The sequence below is a fragment of the Aquincola sp. J276 genome, assembly GCF_024700035.1.
Classification (GTDB): Bacteria; Pseudomonadota; Gammaproteobacteria; order Burkholderiales; family Burkholderiaceae_C; genus Aquincola; species Aquincola tertiaricarbonis.
The window spans coordinates 2,011,506-2,029,512 of the sequence record NZ_JAJONC010000002.1 but is presented as its reverse complement, the minus strand read 5'-3'; the positions used below and the strand labels follow the sequence as shown (position 1 = coordinate 2,029,512).

The following is an 18,007-nucleotide window of genomic DNA, read 5'->3' as shown; positions in this document are numbered from 1 at the left end:
CCACCATGAGCCGACATCCTGAACCCGGTCATCCGTCACGCCGAAGCTGGCTCAAGGCCTCCGGCCTGGCATTGGGCGGCGTGCTGTCCACCGGCACCCTGGGCAGCCTGCTGCTGCCCGGCCGTCACGCCCAGGCGGCCGACTACAAGGCGCTTGTGTGCGTGTTCCTCTACGGCGGCAACGACGGCATGAACATGGTGGTGCCCACCGACGAAGCTCGCCATGCCGAATACAGCGCCGTGCGGCAAGCACTCGCGCTGCCCCGCGCCAGCCTTCTGCCTCTGACGGGCACCAACTATGGCCTGCACCCGGCCATGGCGGCGCTGCAACCGGCATGGGCGGGCGGGCGACTTGCGCCTCTGTTCAATGTGGGGCCGCTGCGCATGCCGCTGACCAAGCAGACCTATGGCGCTGCACTTCAGCGCGGTCAAGGGGTGCCGCCCGGCCTCTTTTCGCACGCCGACCAGCAGGTGCTGTGGGAAACAGGCACGGCGAGCACGGTGGCCCGCAGCGGCTGGGGTGGGCGTGCCGCCGAGTCACTGTCGCCTGGCAGGCCTGTGATCTCGGTGGCCGGCAATGGGCGCTTCGGGCTGTCATCGTCAGCCGTGCCGCTGGTGGTGCCAGGACCGGGCCAGAACTTCGGCGCCTACGAACTGGCACCCGAACCCTGGCGCCTCAGCCAGGCGCAGGCGTCCGCCCGTGCCCAGGCGCTGCGCTCGATGTACCGGCAGATGCAGCCCACCGACCTGGCGCAGGCCTATGCCGCGATGGGCAGCCAGGCCTTCGATGTCTCCGGCCCGCTGGCGTCGGTCGTGAAAACCCAGCCAGGCGACGCCCAGGCATCGGCTCCCATCGACGCGGGCTTCGCGCCGCTGATCGCCGGTGGCAAGCTCACCACGCCGCTGGCCGCCCAGCTGTATCAGGTCGCCAAGCTGATTGCCGACAACACAGTCGTGGGCAACAGCCGTCAGATCTTCTTCGCCCAGCTGGGCGGGTTCGATACGCACGGTGCCCAGGTGGGCAACCAGCCGACGGCGGGCACGCACGCCGACCTGCTCAAGCAACTGGCCGATGCACTGGCATCGTTCGACGCCGCGATGGCCAACCTAGGAATGTCCCAAGCCGTCACGACGTTCACCCAGAGCGACTTCGGCCGCACCTTCAAGCCGAGCGGCTCCGGCGGCACCGACCACGCCTGGGGCAATCACCATCTGGTGATGGGCGGTGCCGTCAGAGGCGGCACCACCTATGGCGTTCATCCGCAACTGGTGCTTGGTGGGCCCGACGACGTAGGCACGGAATCCTGGGAGCAGCACGGGCGGTGGATTCCCACCACCTCCGTGGACCAGTACGCAGCCACCCTGCTCGGCTGGTTTGGCGCAGGTGAAGCGCAATTGGACGCGATCCTGCCGAACCTGCGCAACTTCGGCGCCGCCCGCCGCCTGGGCTTCCTCTGACGGGGCAGCGACTACCGGGCGAGAACCCGCCGTGCTTCGGGCGGCATGGCCTGAGCAAGCTGCACCAGGAATGCGGCCAGCTCCGGCCAAGCTGCCTCCGCCTCCTGCCTGCCCTGCACGGGCACGGAGGCGCGAACCAGGATGCCATCGGGCACCTGCCCCTGCATGCCAAGCGCGAGGAGGTGGCGGCGTACGGCCCAGCCTCCCTCCGCATACACCTCGCCGATGCGGATCCAGTAGCTGACGGCCTGGTCACGCTCCTGGCCCTGTGCAAACAGATGCTGGCCCTGCACCGGTCCATGCACAGTCTCCAGCCCTTCGAACACGGCTTCGCGCCGCACCGCCACATGAAATCCTGCGGCCGTGTAGCAGATCTCGGGTCGGTGCACCTTGATCTCCTGACGTTGCTCTCGCCCATAGGCCAGTGCCAGTGTGACCACCCGGCCAGCGCCATTGCGGTAGAAGCGAATCACCGTCTCATCGTAAGGCTGCCGGACGGTGCCGCGCTCATCCGTTGACAGTCGGACGGCTTCCGCGGCGCCTTGTATCCACTGCCAGTCTCCGAATGCGACGGGAACGGCCGCGTCCAGCTCAGGCAGCTCGGCAACGGTGCGCCATTGCGGTTCCAGCAAAGGTGCCACCCCAAGCCCTGCGAGCAGCGTCAGTGACACCATGAACGCGTGCGCACGACGCAGCGGAGGCCGCGCGGACGAGGCGGTGGTGTCGGGTGCCATGCGTCTTTTCGTGCCGGCCCGCATCACGTGAGCCGGAAACGCGGCTCGCAGCGCCGTGTCCGCGGATATCACGAGCACCAGGGCAGATGCGAAGAGCAACGAGCCAGACAGCGTGTGCACGAAGCCCTGCCCGACCTCGTCACCCCAATGTACGGTGATCAATGCCAGGATGACCACGCGCAGCACGTTCGACATGAACGATATGGGAACGATCAGCAGGGCGAGGCCCGCATTTCGCAAAGGCGACTGGTACCGCACGAGGTTCATGTAGCACAGCGCGAAGGCCTCGAGCATGAAGAGCGAGTGCAGCCCCGAACACGCGTCGGCCACCAGCAGCCGGTAGCTGCCGACGAGAAGGGTCACACCGCTGCGCGCCACCGGGTAGCCGGCCCAATGCAGCAGGTTCTCCACCACTGCCGAAACGCCAAGCTTCAGAGGCTGGGTCAGGGCATCAATGAATGATGCCGGCAAGGGCAACAGGAAGACCGTGAAAAACAAGGTGAAGCCGAACCGCCGCGCCACTGCCGGACCAAGTAGCACCAAGACCGTGCCAAGCACGATCAGTGGCAAAGAAGCCACATGGAGCAGCGGTAATCCTTGTGCGCGACCGGCCACGTAGCTGAGCATGCCAAGCGCCAGTGCCGCCTCACCGCGCAGCGGCGCCGGCTGCTGCGCCAGGCGATTGCGCAGCGCCTGCTTCAACGCCCGGTAGGCCAACCACAGCCACACGGCCAGCACGAGCGGACCGTGCGCGTGCTGGTCGACCTGCCAAAGGCCCTGCTGCAGTTGCCAGAACACCGGGACGTACATGGCCGCCAGGGCAAGCAGCACCGCCGCGCAAGGCAGCACGCGCGCCAGGCCGCCCGTCCTGGCGGATGCGCATGACACCAACATCGGCAGTTGCCCCATGCACCGGACTGTGCAAGGCCCATACCAATGGAAGGCGGCTGCCCCGCAATCAGGGGTGAGTGGCACGCCGCCAAGCTGGCATGACAAGTGCTCGATCCGGGTAAAGCGGCCGCAGGCGCCATCGCCGGGCACACACCAACCACACCGAGGGAGTTGTCAGTATGAAGATCGCGTTCGTGGGATGCGGGTATGTGTTCGACATCTACATGCGTACACGCTGGGCGCACCCCGAGCTGGACATCCGTGGCGTCTTCGACATCAACACCACCCGGTCCGACACGGTCTCGCGTCACTACGGCTTCCATGTGTACCCGAGCCTCGAAGCGCTGTTGGCGGACCCTGAAGTTGAGATCGTGGTCAACCTGACCAGCATCGGGTCCCACTACGAGACGATCCGGCGCGCCCTGCTGGCGGGCAAGCACGTCTACACCGAGAAGCCAACGACCACCGAACTGGCCCAGACGCAGGAGCTCTTCGCGATGGCACAGGAGAAGGGCGTGGTGCTGACCGGTGCGCCGTGCAACCTGTACACCGACTCGGTGAGCACACTCTGGAAAGCGGTGCGCGACGGCGCCATCGGCAAGCCTGTGCTCGTCTACGCCGAGCTGGACGACAACCCGGCCCACCTGATGCAACTGGAGAAGGTGCAAAGCCCGACCGGCGCGCCGTTTCCCTACGCAGAAGAGTTCCAGGAGGGCTGCACCGTGGAACACATCGGCTACCACCTGGTGTGGATCTGCGCGATGTTCGGCCCCGTGACGTCGGTGACGGCTTTTTCCAATGCGCTGGTCACGCACAAGACCGACACGCCGCTGAACCCGGCGGACACGCCCGACTTCTCGGTGGGTTGCCTGCAATTCGCCAACGGCGTGGCGGCGCGCATCACCTGCACCTGGGTATCGCCGCGCGACCACCGCATGCGCATCATCGGCGAGCAGGGCGAGATCACCGCTGACAACGCCTTCCATGACCAGGCGGCTGTGCACCTGGAGCGCTTCTCCCGCGTCAGTCTGAGCGCCCGCAAGGCGTACACGCTGCGCACGCAACCGTGGCTGGGTCGCCTGTTCGGCATCGGCGGCCGGCGACAGCCTCTGGTGCGTCGATGGAAATCACATGCCGTCGAGGCCGAGCGCGGCGTGGGGCGCTCGCTCAAGCACAAGCTGGTGAGCTGGCTTCGCCGACGCGAGGTGTATGCGCAGGACAAACTGCTGGGCATCGCCGAGATGGCGCGTGCGATCGAGGAACGGCGGCCACAGCCGATGCAGCCCGACTTCCTGATCCACATGAACGAGATCACGCTGATGATCCAACGCGCCGGCCCAGGCGGTGCCACGCTCAAGCCCACCACCACCTTCGCTCCGCTGCAGCCGCTGGCCGATGTGGCCGGCAACCCGCGCAACTACCGCAGCGGCTACCGTCCCCAGCCAATGGAACGCGTGATGGCAGGCCTGGTGGAAGCACTGCACAAGCGTTGACCGGCAACGCCCCGCACGCCCTCAGCCCTGGCGTGCAGCGGTGGTCAGGCTGCTCACCTTGCGCCAGGTGATCCAGAGCACCACCGCCTGCGAAGCGGCCTGCACCAGCGAGCAAACGAGCGCAGCCTGCAGGGGCGGCATGCCGAGCCAAGCAACCAGGCCGATGGCGCTGAACACGGCCACACTGCGCATCACGTCGAGCAAGGCGGACAACTTCTGCTGACGCAGGATCTGCAGGGTGTGCAACACCGGGTGCAGCACCGAGGTGGGAAAGTAACCGATGGCCAGGACCTGGAGATAGCGTGCCGACTCAGCCCAGCCGCTGCCGAAGGCCCAGGGGATGACCACCGGCGCGAGCAGGCCGATCGGCAGCAACCAGGCCAGCGCGATCAGCGCCTGCTTCTTCACCACACCGAGGAACAGGGCCGGGAGGCGATCCATCTCCGACAACCCGAGACGGGCCACCTCACGCGTGTAGACCGGCAGGATCGAGGAGCTGATGAGGAACAACGGCCGCATCAGCACCCTCTCGCCCAGGAACATGAAGCCGCTGATGGCCGGGCCATAGATGAACGCAAACGCGATGGTCATCACGTACGTGGAAGCAGCGCTGACCACGCCCGTCCAACTGGAGAACAGCGCAAAGTGGCGATGCCGCAGCGCCGCCGCCCGCACCGAGGCCCATCGCCAGCAGCGCAGAGGCGAGTTCTCGCCGCGCAGCAGGCGCCAGATGAGCCCGGCTGTGCCGCTGCCCTGGCCGATGACGAAGCCGACCATGAGCCCCACGGTGCCGAAGCCCAGCCACCCCAGCCCGATCTGGCTGGCAGGACCACTGAACGCCTGGAGCACACGGGTGCGTGCAATCTCCGCGAAGCGGTTGCGGCGCGAGGCCTCGTTCACCATGATCACGTAGCCACCGAACACGAACAGCGCCAGCGGCAGGAACCACCGATAAGGCGCCACGGCGGCCATGTCGCCAGGCCACTGTGTAGGCAGCGCGGCCAGTCCGGCTGTGACGGCTGCGGTGGTCAGCAGCAGGGCGATGAAGCAAGCCACGAGCAAGCTGCCCGCCTCGCGCACGGTCCGCGACAGCGGCAGCGCCATTTCCAGGCGGAGGGAAGCCATCGGCGCCAGGATCGTCATGCCAGCACTGAGCGCGGACAGGACACCTATCTCCGCAGGTGCATAGAGACGGGTGAGCACCGGATAGGCAGCGAGGGTGAGCACTTGCGCCGACGCATTGCCCGCCAGCATCCGCAGCACGTTCGCACCGGCGGGGTTGCGCGACAGCCGGTCCCTCAGGGCCACGCGCCATCGGCCAGGACCGGTGGGGTCCGGCAGGCTGCTCAAGCGCTCGCGGGCCGGGGGCCCGTCCGGCTGGCCGTCGTCCAGATCTCCGCATAACGCGCGAAGAGACTGTCCATGTTGAACTCGCGGCTCTTGGCCCGGCAGGCGTTGAAGAAGCGGCCTGCTGCCCACCCTGCAGCACGCTCACGCTCCAGGATGGCAGCCAGCGCGCTGGCGTTGCCCGCCTCGAACACGAAGCCAGTGCGCCCTTCCTCCACGATTTCCGGCATGCCGCCAGCACGCGACACCGCCGACGGTACCCCGTACTCGTAGGCCTCGTAGATGACGCGGCCCAGCGGCTCCTCCCACAGCGAAGGCACCACCAGCAGGTCGATCTGCGCAAACAGGTCGCCCGGCTTGGTGAAGCCGAGGAACACGATGTCGGCGTTCGGATAACGCGCCCGCAGCGATTGCGTGTAGGCCTCCTCGCCCTTGCCCGCCAGCATCACCGTCACCGCGCCCGGTGCCATGGCGGCGGCAGCGTCAAGCAGCACCTCGATGCCCTTCGTGCGCTCGATGCGCCCCAGATACCCCACCTTGAGGTTGCCGCCCGGGGCACGGTCCGTCCTCGGCTCAGGCTGGGCATGCACGTTGTTGGCGCCATGGGCGATGTAGCGCAACGGCACCTTGCGGAAATTGCCGGCCCCTTCGACCTTTTCGAGCGTGCGGGCACTCAGGCTGGTCACTGCGACCGGGATGTTGGAGAGCAGGCGACGGGGAGTGCAGAAGGCCCGACAGTCGCCACATTGCGTTCGGCAGTTGCTGCCATGCCGGAACATCGAGGAGTTCGGGCAGGCCAGGTAGTAGTCGTGCAACATCTGCACCACCGGAATGCGTCGCCGCGCCGCCGCGCGCCAGGCCGCCACCGAGAAGCCCAGCAGGTTGCCGGTCTGCAGCACATCGGGCTGCTCGATGTCCAGGATCGCGCCCACGCGCGCCCCCATCACGGGGTTATAGGCGTCGATGGCATGCCACAGCGCCCTGCGCAGCGCCGACGGCCTGTCTTCCAGGAAGGGCCAGTGCAGGTTGGCCAGCGGAACGTAATAGGCCTTGACCGGCCCGACCATGGCCTGCCGGGCCTGACCGTCCCAGGCCAGGCTGATGACCACCGCCTCATCGCCGTTGTGCGCTAGCGCCTCGGCCAGCACGCGGACGGTACGTTCGGCACCGCCCATCTCATTGGGTGCGTACAGGGTGGAGATGAATGCCACCTTCATGACTGCGACCTCCCGCCGCCCGCCGGCGTCGGCACAAAGACCATCAGTGCGCGTTGCACGCCGCTCAGCAGGCGATCAAGCCAAGCACGCACGCGGGACTTCTTGCGCTCGGTGATCTGCGCAAGGGCCCAGCAAGCCATCAGGGTCAGGCACAACAGCAGGACCAGGCGGATCGGCGCTGGCCAGTCGTGGGGCAGGGCCGCAGCCAGCAAAAGCATGATGGGAAGGTGACAGAGATACAGCGTAAAGGTGCAGGACGCGGCAGCCACGACGACCGACCGCAGCCGCCCCAAGCGCACGGCGCAACCGGGAAAGCTGCCGATCAATCCAGCCACGCACAAGGCCAGCGGGTAGTCGAAGGGGGAGAAGCCCACGGGAAGCCACGGACTGGACCAACGCGTGCGATACCCCAGCAGGAAGAATAACGGCAGCAATACCAAGCAACCGGCAAAGACCGCGCGCGCCATGGCTGGAGACAGGAGGAGCGGTCCACGTCGGTACATCCAGACTCCCAGCCACCAGATGGGCAGGTACAGGAGGATCTTCGGGCCGCACACGATGGCAGTACCCGCCACCGCGCACCAACGTGCACGGCCCCGCAGATGCAGCAGGCAACCCAGCAGGACGTAGTACCAGAACTCGTAGGGCAGCGACCAGAACGGCTCATTCGACATCGGGGTGATATCCAGCTTCCAGAGCTGCCCTACGAACACAAGGGCGGACAACAGTTGCCACGCCGTTGGCCAAGTCGCTGCCGACGGGTAGAGGGAGGGATCCAGCCGGCGGCCGACCGTGTCGCACAGCCAGGTGAGCAGCAGTGCCGGGATCACGACCGACCAGAGGCGAGCGAGACGGTTGAGCGCGTAATCACGCGCACCACGCTCTCTTTGCGACGCTGCGTACGCAATGACATAGCCCGAGAGAACGAAGAAGACCATGACTGCGGCGTGCCCTGGAAAATACACCAATGCGCCACCCGAGATACGCGGCCACGTGAAGTGCGAAAGCACCACGAACAAGGCAGAGACCAATCTCAGCAGATCGAGGAAGACCGAGGTGTCCGGGTCCAGGCTCCCACCGGCCACGGCCATCGACGGTGGCTGCTGCGCAGCGGCCCCGCTCATCGCAGTGCCGCTTCCAGACCGGGCGCCGGCATGGCCCGGCCTGAACGCCGGGCGCGCTGCGCCGCGATGGCCGCCAGTAGGGCTTCGCCACGGTCGCGCCAGCGGTACAGCGCCTGTGCCGCATCGAAGGCGCTGCGCTGCATGGTGTCGAGAGCCTGCACGTCATCGATCTGTTCGACGATGGCCTGAACCAGGGCCGGCAACCCTTTGCGGCAGATCATCGCCTGGCGGATGGACTCCGGCAGCCCGGCGGTGGCGTGGGTGAGGCTGGCCACCGGCACCCTGCCGAAGATGTAGTCCAGGTATTTGAGCTTGAATCCGCCGCCCATCTCTTCCGGCACCACCGCCAGACGGGCCTGCGCAAAGTGCGGTGCCACATCGTCCACAAAGCCGTGAAGGACCGTGGCACGGGTGGAGCCGCGCAGTTCGGCCGCCAGTGCCTGCGACATGGAGCCGATGACGTGCAGCGTGATGCCGCGCTGGTGGAAGGCTTCATCGGCTGCTCTGACGAACTGCCGCAGGTTCTCCGACTTCGCCACCCAGTTGTAGTTGCCCACCATCACGACATGGCGGGGTAGATCGCGATGCAGCGCAGGGCGGTTGGAAACTGCACCGCCGTAGCCAGGCGTCAACACCACGCTGGCGGTGCCGGGGGCGTCCACCGCAAAGCGTGCCGCGTCTTCCGGGGTGATGGCGGTGACGAGGTCGACGTTGCGGACGATGCGCCGCTCGATGCGCCCCGTCTTCAGCCAGTTCTGCCACAGCCCGAGGTGCCGCAGCTTGGAGCCTTTGAAGCCGCGCACGAGCGATGCGTAGACGGACGCCTCGTGGTCGTGTGCCACGTGGACCAGCACCGGCGCTCCGGCATGCGATTGCCGGCGCAAGAAGGGCGCCATGGCCCAACCCATGCCGTACTGGTCGAACACGACGAAGTCCCAGGCCTCGCTGGCAAGCGCCTCGATCTGCTGCCGATACTCGAGCGTGGCATGCGACGCCGCCACCAGCGGCATGGTGCTCAGCAGCGAACGCGCCGTGCCGTGTGGCTCACCCGGCACCCCAAGCCAGCGGATGGGCCAGTCGGAGGGTGGCATGTGGGGCGGGCGAGCCGGAAAACCGACCACGGTGAGTTGCGCACCAGCCTCCGCGACCGCCTTCATGAGCTGCCCGGTGTAGATGCGGTCCCCGGTGTCCAGCGGAAAGGGAAACGCGCGGGAAATCCAAAGCCCTCTGCTCATGCAGCAACTCCTCTTGTCACGGGCGGGCGGCGTGCGAGCATGGCCTGCACCCGCTTCTTGTGTTTCAACGCGCGGCGTTCGACGCACGTCCAGCTCAGGAAGGCCATCACCAGGGTGCCAGCGCACGTGATGGCAGCGCCCAGCAGGCCCACGATGCCGGTGGCGATCAAGGCGTTGGCGATCGGCATGTGGAACAGATAGATCCCGTACGACAGGTCGTGGCCGCGCAGGCAGCGGGCCGCCAGGCCTGGCCAGGAGTAGGCGAACGACAGGCAGGCGGCTCCCAATGTCAGTGCGTTGAGCAGCCCGATCTGGTTGCCGGGCAGGTGCAGCCAGGGCGGCAGGTCGAAAACCAGCGACAACGCGCCCACCGCCAGTGCCAGCCCGCCCCACGCCGGAAATTGATCCGCCACGAGCGGGCGCAGCCGCCGGAACACGGATTGCGCCAAGGCACCCAGCAGGAACATCCACAGCCAGGTGACAAAAGAAGCTGGAGAAACGAAGAGCACCTTGCGCAGCAGGCCCAGCGACGGATCGGACGGATCGATGCAGTTGATGACGACATGGAACACCGCAAAGGACGCCGCGGCCGCGCCAAGCAGCACGCCCCGCGGGCGACGCAGCTTCTGGCCCAGCATCATCAGCAGCGGCAACACCACGTAGAAGCTCAGTTCCACCGGGATCGTCCACAGCACCGGGTTGGCCACGCCACTGCCGTAGCCGCGAAGGAACTCAGGGTTCCACGATTGAAGGAAACTCATCTGCATCAACATCCAGGCCGCTGCGGCGGTGGCGTTGTCGCGCATCGGCCCCTGGTACAGCCACAGCAGCAGACCCAGCGTGAACAGGCATGAGACCCAGAGCGCCGGGAAGATGCGAAGCGCCCGGGCTGCGACATAGGCGGCTGCATCCTGGTTGCGAAGCCACGAGCCGCTGATCAGGAAGCCGCTGATGAAGAAGAAGATCGGCACGCCCGGGAAGAGGCTCAACGCGCGCAGCAAGGGTTCGTCGCGCAGCCCCGGCATCATCGACACGAGGTGGACGACCACCACCTGGACCGCAGCGAACAACCGTACCAGATCGAAGTTGTTGCGGCTGTGGTCGGCGCCTGCCGGCAGCGGCTGGATGGGCTGTTGACTCATGCCGTCACCTCAGCCGCCAGCGCGCGTTGCAAGGCCCCGACGTTCTCGCGAAGGTGTTGAAGGCGGGTGGTGCCGACGATCAGCCCCCCGAGCGCAGGCTCCTGCAGCAGCTGCGCCATGCGGCCGACGAGCAGGTCTTGCCGGTGGGCCTGGCCGCCAGCGCCCTGCATCAGACCGCGCAACATCGCCTGCTTGCCATTACGCGCCAACAAGGCGAGCAGCGCCAGGCCACGGGCAGATTCGTCGTAAGCCAGCTGAACGACCTGCACCGACGCCATGCTGGCCGCCGCCCAGGCGACGTCCTCCTCGTCGCAAGAAACGCCAAACGCCCGGAACAGCCCCTGGGCGCGCAGGCGCTCGATGCGATCGAGCAGTGCCTCGTCCTCCAGCACCGAAACATCCGGGCTGTGCAGGTAGAAGATGTCCAGGTGGTCGGTGCGCAGCCGCTCGAGGCTGCGGTTCAACGACCGCTCTATGAAGTCCGGCTCGAAGCACCGGGGAACCCCCTGGGCGCGCTGCGCGGCCACGCTGGTCCTGACCTGCGTCTGGCGCGCCGCGATCCAGCGGATGGGTGTCTTCAAGCTGGACAACACCGCCTGGCGCGCCGTCAGGCGCTGGCCAGCCTTGCTGGACAGGCAGACCTTGCCGCGATGGCGGTGAAGGGCCTGGCCGATGTAGCGCTCGCTGTCGCCCTGCCCGTAGATGCTGGCGGTGTCGAAGTGCCGCACGCCGAGTTCAAACGCCTGCTCCACCAGGGCCACCGAATCCCGCGGGCTGAGCGGTGTGAGTGCCGAGCCAAGCCGGGCACAGCCCAGCACCAGCGTGGATGTCTGCAGCCCGCCAGTACCCGCAATCTTCCGTCCGGGATCCAGGCCAAGCGGCCATGAGCTCATCGAGCACCTCCATATGCCTTGAGGAACACCGCTTCGGACTGTGGTTGCCGGCCGTCGGACAGCTTGCCGTCGTAGTCGCGCGCCCGGTAATCCCAGTAGATGTGATAGGCCACCGGATGCGCAGCGATCCACTCCACCATGCGGCTCATGAACAGCGGGTCGTCCCCGCCTCCGTGCCCATCCGGCCGGGTGCCGGTGCCCCATTCGGGGAACGACATCGGCTTGCCATGCGCGGCAGCGAATCGTTCGTGCCACTTGAGCCCGAACGGCGCATCGCGCAGCAGTTCCCAGCGCTGCTGCGGCGTCAGCTCGGGATTCCAGTTCCCGTTGTAGACGTCGGCGCCGATTAGATCGACCACATCATCGCCTGGGTAGGCCGGCTCCGGCGACGCGGCACCGGCCCCGACGATGGGCGACCAATCGAAGCGGAACCGGGTGTCGGGCACCTCGCGCATGGTGGCCACGATCCGGCGCCAATAGGCCACCCAAACCTGCGGCTCCTTCAGCGAGTTCCAGCGGAACCAGCGTGCATTGAACTCAAAACCGATGCGGATGATGGCGCCGCTTTGGCCCTGGTCGCGCAGGATCTGGGCCACCTGCCGGAAGTGGTCGTCGTAGTCGCCCTGCGCGCCCCCGCTCAACGTGGAACCATCGGCCGGCAGCATCGGCAAACTGATCACCAGCTGCCGACCCGTAGGCGCCCAGCAGCGGGCCAGCCAGCCCGTCGTGGCCACGAGTGACTTCCAGCTGTCCTGAGCGGGGCCGTCCAGCACCAGATCCACTGGCCGGCCCAGCCACGACTCATGCTGGACCAGCCGATCGCGACCCGTGCAGCCCGAGCCCTGGTAGGTGCCGATGAGCGCATGCGCCTGCACGCTGACGGCGGCGGTGCACACGGCCCCCGTCAGCGCCAGCAGCGCAGCTGCACGGCGCGGGCTCATCGGCCACCCCTCAACACGAAAGGATGCCGCGGTGCGTTCCAGATGAGCAGCGACAGTGCCAGGCCATGGGCGAACGGCACGTAGTTCTGGATCATCAAAGGCACGAAGATGGCGACGCGAAGAAGCAGCGGTGCGGCAGAACTGGCAAAGCAATAGACGATGAAGGCAAAGTAGAAGGCGGCACCGACGATGCCGAACTCGAACACCATCTTGAACAGCGCCATGCCATGCGCCGGGTAATGGGCCGTGAGCGAATAAGGCAGAAAGGTACCGGCACCGACACCGAACAGCGCACGCACTGCGTCCGGCCAAAGGTACTGGTCGAACATGTAGTAGCCGCCGACAAAACGGGCGAATCCGCTCGACCCCGGCGAAGTGAACTCCAGGCTGCGCTGCAGAAAGATCTTCATGAAGGGGTTGTCCGCCGCCACGCCGCTCGCGATCAGCGCTGCGAACAGCAGCGCACCAACCCCTGCTGCGGCGGCCCACTTCCACCGGCGCTCCATCACCACCCACACGGGAACGCAAGCGGCCAACGACAGCAGCCCCGTGCCCGAATAGGACACCACGATGCCGGTGAGGTGGAGCGCAATGCGCCACCAGCCGGTGTCGCCATACACCAGCTCACCGATGATCGCGATGGCCAGCACCTGGCTGAAGAACGACGGCTCCAGCATGAAAACGCCGTTCGAGCGCAAGGTGGCAGAGCCATACTCGATCCAGCCCTGGCTGTTAAAGCCGGCCACCTTCATCGAACTCGGCAGCAGGTTGTCGATCGGGTAGGCCAGCGTGGAGCCGATGGCAAACTGAAGCAGGTACTGCGCGATCCCCAGGCAGGCGAGCACCGTCGAGATGCGCCGGAAGGCCACCCAGGCCAGCAGCGTGCGGTCGCAGCCCGAACGCATGGAGAACACATAGGGCAGGTGCAGCGCGCAGAGCATCAACAGGGACGGCGCAGAAAACCCCTCAGCCATGAACAGCTGCATCAGCCACAGCACGGCGGCCATTAGCACGAACAGCTGGAAGCGGCGGGGATGCACCCGCAGCCGCCCTGACAGCGAGCCGCAAAGCACGGCCACATAGATCAAAGGTATGGCGAAGGTGAGCCCGAGCGCGCCCAGGCCGGGGATGCCGAACTTGGAGATGGTGGTGGCCGCATGCAGGGGCAGGCGGATCAGCAGGCGGTCAAGGCCACGCAGTGCCCGCAGGTGCCGCAGCGTGGCGACCGTGCGCTCGCGCTGCCAGGTGACGCCCGCCGGCCCGGGGGGCGCGCGCCACAAAGTCCCTGTACTGCTGGGCATGGTCATCAGGACCCGGTCTTGGCGCCCAGTTCGCTGCCGGCATGCACGGGCACACTCCAGCGTGGCTCACGCACCGACACGAGACCGCCCAGAAAGCCCAGGGCCCAGGCCGTGTGCATGACGCCAGCCGCCAGACCGCCGGCAAGCCCGCAGGCGGACCTGTGGCGGATGGCCAGCTGGACGGATGCCGCCGCCAGTGCGGCCAGGTAGGTCGCAGGCCAGAGGATCAGCCATGGCAACCAGACCGACAGCGCCATGCACAGCAGGCACAGGCCGATGTGGAGCGGCACCGCCAACTGCCGCAGGCGCATCGACCCCGGGTGCCGACGCACGGTGCGTGACCGGCCGCGACCATAGTTGAAGTACTGGCGCCAGAGCCGGTTCACCGTGTCCCTCGGTCGGTAGAGCAGGCGGATGTCGGCGTCAAGGTAGATGCGGCTGCCCATCGCACGCTGGCGGCAGTCAAGCTCGGCATCTTCGTTGTGCGTGAAAGTCTCGTCATAGCCGCCCGCGCGCCGATAGCTGGCCATCCGGAAAGCCGCGTGATGGCCGTGATCGACAAAGCCGCTGCGACGGCCGCCGCGGTGCGCGGAGCCCCCGGAACCCACGCGCGTGTCAGAGACCCACGCCACCGCCTTCTGGAAACAGCTCTGACCTTCGGAATCCATGGGCACCACCACCGAATCGGCACCCGTGCGGTCCAAAGTGTCGATCAGCAGGCGCACGAAGCCCCGCGGGTACTCCGCATGAGCATCGCAACGCACCAGCACATCGGCGTCCTGCCCCCACTGGCGCACGGCCAGGTTCACCGCCGCGCTCTGCAGCCGCTTTGGGTTGTGCTCGCAGCGCACCGGAACGCCTTGGTTGGACAGACGGCGCACGATGTCAGGCGTGCCGTCGGTGCTGCCGCCGTCCATCACCAGCAGGCGTACCGACACCTGCGGGGGAGGTCTTCGAGCAGGGACGAGACCACGTGCTCAATGACCGCTGCCTCGTTCAACGTGGGAATGACGACCAATGCGGAACGGATTGGCTCACTGCTCATTGATCATCACTCCAGCGGATTGCACCTGGGCCTTGGCCATCTGCGCGAGCAGCGTGCGAATGGCGGCGAGCCGGCTTCGGCCGCGACGACCCAATGTCAACGCTGCACCGCAGTGCGCGGCGATCACGCGAGCATCGGCGCCGTGGCAGGCAGCAGGCGTGTCCACCAGCACATGATCGAACTTGCCGCAAAGCTCGCGCATCAGCAGCGCGAACGCGGGGCGTTGCACCAGTTCCAACGGGTTCGGCGGCACGGTGCCCACCGGCAGAACGTAGAGGTTCGGCAGAGCCGGCACCTGGCGGATGACGCCTGCGTCCGTCCGCCCGGCAAGGATGCCGCTCAAGCCCCCGGGCCCCTCCACACCGAACAGCTGATGCAACCGCGGCGTGCGCATGTCGGCGTCGACGATCAGGGTGCGGCCTTCGAGCTGGCTGAAGGTGACACCTAGGTTGGCGACGAAGAAGGTCTTGCCGTCGCCAATGTCGGGGCTGACGATGGCCAGTGCGCGCCGCGGCGCGTCACTGGACAGCACCCCCATCACCAGCTGGCTTCGCACGTCGCGCAGCACTTCGGCCTGGTCGCTGAAGGGGTCGATGGCCGCCACCAGTTCGGCGTCGAGGCCGGCGCGTCCCTCTTCCGGCGCGTAGGGATAGTGGAACTGCTGCGACAGCGCCCACAGCACGTCGTTCTGGGTCGCGTACTTGAGCGCCACGGCAGCCTCGCCGAAGCGCACCTTGTGCTGGCGCTGGTAGGCCAGGATGCCCTGCACCTGCTCTTCGTCGAGCGAGCGCAGCTCGCGGATGAAGTCGCCAATCGAGCGATCCACAACGCGCTGCCGTGCCCTCTCGCCCAGCCCTGGTAAAGCCTGGGTCCAGTCGTTCACATCGGGGGATTTCATCGAGATCACGGCCTTGAGGAATAGCAGGGCTCAACGAAGCCGCGCGGGAGTCATGGCCGACAGAGGGCTGGTCAAACGCAGTCGGAGTCGGCCAGGGCTGGCATGCCGGGAGCGGCGAGGCAGCGCCCCCAAAACCGGCTGCCGCAGGGCGTCGGTGACGTCATGATCGTTCCGCAAGCGGGCATCGTTGAGCTCGCGCATCAGCGCCACCGAGATACCCACGAGCACGCCGACCATCACACCCACCGCCAGGTTCAGCAGCAGCTTCGGTGACGAAGGGAACGCTGGCGCAGTGGCACGCTTGAGCACGGAGACGTTGGTCTGGGTGGCTTGGCTCTCGATGCTGGTCTGCATGGCGCGCGCCATCACCGAGTCATAGGAAGCCTTCGCGTTCTCCACATCGCGCTGGAGCACCGCGGCTTCGTCGCGCTGCCCCTTGAGCAACAGCAGTTTGGATCGCTGGGCATCCACATCCGCTCGCAACTGGGCGAGGCGGGTGCGGTTGACACTGTCGTTCACCGTCACGCTGGCGGCCACGCGCGCCGTCTCTGCCTCGATCCGCGTGCGCAGGTTGACGACGCTGGCCCTCAGTTCATCCACCTGCGGGTTTCGGTCGCCGAGCCGCTGCGTCAGCTCGTTCAAGCGGCTCTCCTGGCGCGCCAGCTCGGTGGTGAGCCCGATCACCAGAGGACTGGCCAGTACCTCCTGCATATGGCCCGACTGGCTCTTGAGTTGCCGCTGCCGACTGCTGGATTCATTGGCCTGCCCTTCGAGTGCGACCAGTTGCGTCGTCAACTCCGACAGCCGCATGGTCTCCACGTCGAGGCGTTCATCGGTGGCGACGATCCCGTTCTGCTGCTGATAGGCAGACAAGCGCTGCTGCGCACGCTCCAGGTCCTCGCGAAGATGGCGGGACCGGTCGTCGAAGAAGGCGTTGTGGCGTCGTGCGGGCTCCACCCGAAGGTCGAGCGTCGTTTCGATGTAGCCGGTGACGAAGGCATTTGCCACGGCGGCGGCAAAGGCAGGATCAGACGCCGTGTATGCGACCTGGATGACGTTGGAGTCACGGGCAGGCGTCGCATCCAGCTTGCGCAGCAGCAGGTCCGAAATCCAGGACTTGAAGTCGCCGCGGCCGTCCGTGGCTGCCTGCCACTCTGCCTTTAGATTCAGGTCTTCGTCCAGCTTGAGGGCCTGGACAGCGCGCAACGCCACGCGCTCGCTCTGTACCACGTTGAGCTGCGTGCCCATGTAGCTGACAGCGGTCATGCCAGGCAGGACCATTCCTGCGATGGGATCCGGTGACTTCACATCCAGCACGACAGAAGCGGTGGCCGTGTACAGCGGTGTGCGCAGCAGGCTGACAGCAACGACCACTCCCACGATCAGCAACCATGCCGTGAAGGCACTTCGCCAACGCGCACCAACCACAGCGACTACTTGTCTCAACGTCATGCAAAGGCCAAAGCAAGCCACAGGCCATGTAAGCGCCTGTTGCCGTTGCACCAAGCGCATGCGCTAGGTGAGCGGGCGTTCACAGACGTTAGCGTGTGTATCAAGCTGGTCTGGTCCTTGCATCACGCACCACATAGAAGTTGCAGTGGAGGTGGTTCATGTTGCAAGGTCGGGCATCGTCCAGCGCCACCCATGCGCTGGCGCAATCCAGTCGCATTAGCGCATGGCAGAACGCGCTGCATCTCCGCACCAACCAGCTTGCAGCGCTGATATTGCTGGTGTTGTTCGCACCGCTGATGGGCGCTGTCGCTTTCATGATCTGGCGTCGTGACGGCGCCCCCATCTTCTTCGGTCACTACCGCGTTGGCCGAGATGCCAAGCTGTTCCGCTGCTACAAGTTCCGCACGATGTATCGGCAGTCTCAGCAGATGCTGGCCGACATCCTGGCGAACGATCCGGTCGCGAAGGCGGAGTGGGAGCGCGACCAGAAGCTGAGCAACGATCCTCGCATCACGCCGATCGGCCACTTCCTTCGACGCACCAGCCTCGATGAGCTGCCGCAGCTCTTCAATGTGCTGCGCGGGGAAATGAGCCTCGTCGGCCCGCGGCCCATCACCGTTGGTGAACTCACGCGTTATGGCCGTACGCGCTGGGACTACCTCAGCGTGCCGCCCGGCATGACCGGCCTTTGGCAGGTGAGCGGTCGCAACGACGTCACCTATGACGAGCGGGTGGCACTCGACCGCTTCTACGTGGACAACCGCTCCATTGCGCTGGACGTGAAGATCCTGCTCAAGACCTTGAAGGTGGTGCTGGTGCGGGAAGGAGCACGCTGAC

15 protein-coding genes are annotated in these 18,007 nt (G+C 66.5%); 3 read left to right on the top strand and 12 right to left on the bottom strand.

Features of this window, described 5'->3' with window-relative positions:
- Positions 1–5: 5 nt before the first annotated feature.
- On the top strand, positions 6–1,457 hold the full coding sequence (locus tag LRS14_RS27315) for a DUF1501 domain-containing protein (RefSeq protein ID WP_257801833.1): 1,452 nt from the start codon (positions 6–8) through the stop codon (positions 1,455–1,457).
- A gap of 11 nt (positions 1,458–1,468) precedes the next feature.
- Here LRS14_RS27315 and xrtB read toward each other — a convergent pair whose 3' ends face one another.
- Entirely contained in the window at positions 1,469–3,100 is a 1,632-nt protein-coding gene (gene xrtB, locus LRS14_RS27310; RefSeq protein WP_257801832.1) for an exosortase B, read from the bottom strand.
- 161 nt (positions 3,101–3,261) lie between these two features.
- Between xrtB and LRS14_RS27305 the strand changes: the two genes are divergently transcribed.
- Entirely contained in the window at positions 3,262–4,575 is a 1,314-nt protein-coding gene (locus LRS14_RS27305; protein ID WP_257801831.1) for a Gfo/Idh/MocA family protein, read from the top strand.
- Positions 4,576–4,596: 21 nt separating this feature from the next.
- On the opposite strand, the gene LRS14_RS27300 is transcribed toward LRS14_RS27305, so the two are convergent.
- From LRS14_RS27300 to epsF, 11 genes are all read right to left on the bottom strand, one after another.
- Positions 4,597–5,925 (bottom strand): lipopolysaccharide biosynthesis protein, encoded by a 1,329-nt coding sequence (locus LRS14_RS27300; RefSeq protein WP_257801830.1) that lies wholly within the window; start codon positions 5,923–5,925, stop codon positions 4,597–4,599.
- Positions 5,922–7,139 carry a glycosyltransferase family 4 protein gene (locus LRS14_RS27295; protein ID WP_257801829.1) on the bottom strand — a complete coding sequence of 406 codons (1,218 nt, stop codon included), beginning with the start codon at positions 7,137–7,139 and terminating at the stop codon, positions 5,922–5,924. Before LRS14_RS27295 ends, LRS14_RS27300 begins: the two co-directional genes overlap by 4 nt.
- Complete coding sequence (locus LRS14_RS27290) at positions 7,136–8,230, bottom strand: acyltransferase (RefSeq protein WP_257801828.1); 1,095 nt, start codon at positions 8,228–8,230, stop codon at positions 7,136–7,138. Before LRS14_RS27290 ends, LRS14_RS27295 begins: the two co-directional genes overlap by 4 nt.
- A gap of 29 nt (positions 8,231–8,259) precedes the next feature.
- On the bottom strand, positions 8,260–9,498 hold the full coding sequence (locus LRS14_RS27285) for a glycosyltransferase (RefSeq protein WP_257801827.1): 1,239 nt from the start codon (positions 9,496–9,498) through the stop codon (positions 8,260–8,262).
- Entirely contained in the window at positions 9,495–10,640 is a 1,146-nt protein-coding gene (locus LRS14_RS27280) for an acyltransferase (RefSeq protein ID WP_257801826.1), read from the bottom strand. Before LRS14_RS27280 ends, LRS14_RS27285 begins: the two co-directional genes overlap by 4 nt.
- Positions 10,637–11,533 carry an aldo/keto reductase gene (locus LRS14_RS27275; protein ID WP_257801825.1) on the bottom strand — a complete coding sequence of 299 codons (897 nt, stop codon included), beginning with the start codon at positions 11,531–11,533 and terminating at the stop codon, positions 10,637–10,639. Before LRS14_RS27275 ends, LRS14_RS27280 begins: the two co-directional genes overlap by 4 nt.
- Complete coding sequence (locus LRS14_RS27270; RefSeq protein WP_257801824.1) at positions 11,530–12,474, bottom strand: glycoside hydrolase family 26 protein; 945 nt, start codon at positions 12,472–12,474, stop codon at positions 11,530–11,532. The genes LRS14_RS27275 and LRS14_RS27270 overlap by 4 nt, the downstream gene beginning before the upstream one ends.
- Positions 12,471–13,781 carry a hypothetical protein gene (locus LRS14_RS27265; RefSeq protein ID WP_257801823.1) on the bottom strand — a complete coding sequence of 437 codons (1,311 nt, stop codon included), beginning with the start codon at positions 13,779–13,781 and terminating at the stop codon, positions 12,471–12,473. The genes LRS14_RS27270 and LRS14_RS27265 overlap by 4 nt, the downstream gene beginning before the upstream one ends.
- Positions 13,781–14,713, bottom strand: a complete 933-nt coding sequence (locus LRS14_RS27260; protein ID WP_257801822.1) for a glycosyltransferase family 2 protein — start codon at positions 14,711–14,713, stop codon at positions 13,781–13,783. The genes LRS14_RS27265 and LRS14_RS27260 overlap by 1 nt, the downstream gene beginning before the upstream one ends.
- A gap of 96 nt (positions 14,714–14,809) precedes the next feature.
- Complete coding sequence (locus LRS14_RS27255; RefSeq protein WP_257801821.1) at positions 14,810–15,718, bottom strand: tyrosine protein kinase; 909 nt, start codon at positions 15,716–15,718, stop codon at positions 14,810–14,812.
- Between the two features lie 30 nt (positions 15,719–15,748).
- The gene (epsF, locus tag LRS14_RS27250) at positions 15,749–17,170 is read right to left on the bottom strand and encodes a chain length determinant protein EpsF (protein ID WP_257801820.1); all 1,422 of its coding nucleotides are present in this window, start codon (positions 17,168–17,170) and stop codon (positions 15,749–15,751) included.
- Positions 17,171–17,328: 158 nt separating this feature from the next.
- On the opposite strand from epsF, the gene LRS14_RS27245 reads away from it, so the two are divergent.
- Entirely contained in the window at positions 17,329–18,006 is a 678-nt protein-coding gene (locus tag LRS14_RS27245) for a sugar transferase (protein ID WP_257801819.1), read from the top strand.
- Position 18,007 lies beyond the last annotated feature (1 nt).

Bases quoted from the DNA above. Each gene is read 5' to 3' on its own strand.
- LRS14_RS27245 (WP_257801819.1), top strand. From the start codon at position 17,329: ATGTTGCAAGGTCGGGCATCGTCCAGCGCCACCCATGCGCTGGCGCAA.
- LRS14_RS27265 (WP_257801823.1), bottom strand. From the start codon at position 13,781: ATGACCATGCCCAGCAGTACAGGGACTTTGTGGCGCGCGCCCCCCGGG.
- LRS14_RS27315 (WP_257801833.1), top strand. From the start codon at position 6: ATGAGCCGACATCCTGAACCCGGTCATCCGTCACGCCGAAGCTGGCTC.
- LRS14_RS27285 (WP_257801827.1), bottom strand. From the start codon at position 9,498: ATGAGCAGAGGGCTTTGGATTTCCCGCGCGTTTCCCTTTCCGCTGGAC.
- LRS14_RS27280 (WP_257801826.1), bottom strand. From the start codon at position 10,640: ATGAGTCAACAGCCCATCCAGCCGCTGCCGGCAGGCGCCGACCACAGC.
- epsF (WP_257801820.1), bottom strand. From the start codon at position 17,170: ATGACGTTGAGACAAGTAGTCGCTGTGGTTGGTGCGCGTTGGCGAAGT.
- LRS14_RS27305 (WP_257801831.1), top strand. From the start codon at position 3,262: ATGAAGATCGCGTTCGTGGGATGCGGGTATGTGTTCGACATCTACATG.
- LRS14_RS27290 (WP_257801828.1), bottom strand. From the start codon at position 8,230: ATGGCCGTGGCCGGTGGGAGCCTGGACCCGGACACCTCGGTCTTCCTC.
- LRS14_RS27275 (WP_257801825.1), bottom strand. From the start codon at position 11,533: ATGAGCTCATGGCCGCTTGGCCTGGATCCCGGACGGAAGATTGCGGGT.
- LRS14_RS27255 (WP_257801821.1), bottom strand. From the start codon at position 15,718: ATGAAATCCCCCGATGTGAACGACTGGACCCAGGCTTTACCAGGGCTG.
- xrtB (WP_257801832.1), bottom strand. From the start codon at position 3,100: ATGGGGCAACTGCCGATGTTGGTGTCATGCGCATCCGCCAGGACGGGC.
- LRS14_RS27270 (WP_257801824.1), bottom strand. From the start codon at position 12,474: ATGAGCCCGCGCCGTGCAGCTGCGCTGCTGGCGCTGACGGGGGCCGTG.
- LRS14_RS27295 (WP_257801829.1), bottom strand. From the start codon at position 7,139: ATGAAGGTGGCATTCATCTCCACCCTGTACGCACCCAATGAGATGGGC.